Annotated in this window: 1 protein-coding gene and 1 pseudogene; both read right to left on the reverse strand. The window is 74.7% G+C overall.

Annotation, left to right across the window (positions count from 1 at the left end):
• A pseudogene (locus AOK03_RS42330) lies at nucleotides 1–824 on the reverse strand (hypothetical protein); the annotation flags it as partial.
• 326 nt (nucleotides 825–1,150) lie between these two features.
• On the reverse strand, nucleotides 1,151–2,165 hold a 1,015-nt coding region (gene purD, locus AOK03_RS39600), incomplete at its 5' end, for a phosphoribosylamine--glycine ligase (RefSeq protein WP_055570169.1).

Below are 2,165 nucleotides of genomic sequence, written 5' to 3' on the forward strand. Positions count from 1 at the left end.
TCGGCGGCGGCCGCGGCGACGCCGCGCTCCATCTCGGCGGCATGGACCCGGCAGTGGCGCAGAAGGAGCCGGGCGACCCGGCCGATGCCGCCGAGCACCACTCGGGCCAGGGGGCCGCGGCCGGGCGCCGAGGCGACCGCGACCGCGGCGTCGAGGCCGCGCACGAAGCGCCGGGCGGCGGCTATGTCGGGGTGCGCCGAGGGGCCCGTACCCGCCACGACGGGCGCGAGGACCGCGCGCAGCTCGCCGACGCGCATCCACCACAGGAACGGGGAGCCGATGACGAGGACGGGGGCGACGGAGGCCTCGCCGCCACCGGCTCCGGTGTCGGCGGACCCTCCGGAGGCTCCCGCGCCACCGCGGGCTCCGGCCCCGGACCCCTGCGCACGGTCCTGCCGCGCGGGCGGTCCGTGCGCGGGATGGGTGCGGTCCTCCAGCCAGCTGTCGCAGTCCGGGGTGAGCGCTATCGCCGAGGGCGCGGGCACGTCCAGGCGGTCGGCGAGGTCCCGCACCATGCGGTACAGGTCGGGGGCCGACTCCTCGGCGATCGGGATGGTGGGGCTCAGGGCGGGCCTGGCCCTCGCGACGACCAGCCCGACCGTGGCGGCGCCGAGCAGGACGAGCAGGGCCACGACGGTCACGGCCCAGCTCGCGACGTACCAACTCCCGCCGCTCGCATGGCCCGTGGCCCCGGCCGCGAACAGCACGACGGCGACGGCCGCGGGCAGCAGGGCGACGGCCAGCGCCCTGCTGCGCAGCCGCAGCACAGCGAGAGCCCGGGAGCGCGCGGCCTGCGCGCCCACCTCCACACCCGTACCTGACACGACCGATGGCACCCCCTGCTGCCCTACTCCTCGGCCGCCGGCCTGGGCCGACGGCGCACATCACTGGCGTTGGTCTTGCTCACTCCCCCACTGTGGCACCCGCCGCCGACATCGCAATGCCGGTGGTCTGTTTGGCTCTGAGCGCCTTGAACGCTTTCGCCGCACCCTAGTTGGGGCGCCGGTCGTCGTCAGCCGGATGGGCCACCGGTCACTCGATGGAATGGCTTTGGCTAAAGCTGGGTGCCAAAAAAGCCCCGGATCCAGTGTCAGATCCGGGGCCCCATGTGATCGGGTGTGGCCGAAAAGTCACGCGCACGTCGCGTGGGTCACGCCTCCGCGGCCGCCTTCGCCGCGATGTCCGTGCGGTGTTGGGACCCGTCGAGGCGGATCCGGGACAGCGCGGCGTACGCGCGCTCGCGTGCCTCGGTGAGGTCCGTGCCGGTCGCGGTCACGGACAGCACGCGGCCGCCCGCGCTGACGACGGCGTCGCCGTCGCGCTTCGTCCCGGCGTGCAGGACGTACGCATCCGGGGCATCCTGCGCCGAGACCTCGTCCAGCCCCTCGATGGGGTCTCCCGTGCGCGGCGTACCCGGGTAGTTGTGCGAGGCGACGACCACGGTCACCGCGGCGTCGTCGCTCCAGCGCAGCGGGGGCAGGTCGGCGAGGTTGCCGGTCGCCGCGGCGAGCAGGATCCCGGCGAGCGGGGTCCGCAGACGGGCGAGGACGACCTGGGTCTCGGGGTCGCCGAAGCGGGCGTTGAACTCGATGACGCGCACGCCGCGGCTCGTGATCGCCAGGCCCGCGTAGAGCAGCCCCGAGAACGGGGTGCCTCGGCGGCGCAGCTCGTCCACGGTCGGCTGCAGCACGCTCTGCATGACCTCGTCGACCAGCTTCGGGTCGGCCCACGGGAGGGGCGAGTAGGCGCCCATGCCGCCGGTGTTCGGGCCCTCGTCGCCGTCGAGCGCGCGCTTGAAGTCCTGAGCGGGCTGGAGCGGGACGACGGTCTCGCCGTCGGTGATCGCGAAGAGGGAGACCTCGGGGCCGTCCAGGAACTCCTCGATGACGACGCGGTCGCAGGCGAGGGCGTGGGCGCGGGCCACGTCGACGTCGTCCGTGACGACGACGCCCTTGCCGGCGGCGAGCCCGTCGTCCTTGACGACGTACGGCGCGCCGAAGGCGTCGAGCGCCTCGTCGATCTCGGCCGGGGTGGTGCAGACGTACGACCGGGCGGTCGGCACGCTGGCGCCTGCCATCACGTCCTTGGCGAACGCCTTGGAGCCCTCCAGCTGCGCGGCCTCCTCGGAGGGGCCGAAGCAGGGGATGCCCGCCGCGCGCACGGCG

The organism is Streptomyces atriruber, assembly GCF_001418325.1.
Classification (GTDB): domain Bacteria; phylum Actinomycetota; class Actinomycetes; order Streptomycetales; family Streptomycetaceae; genus Streptomyces; species Streptomyces atriruber.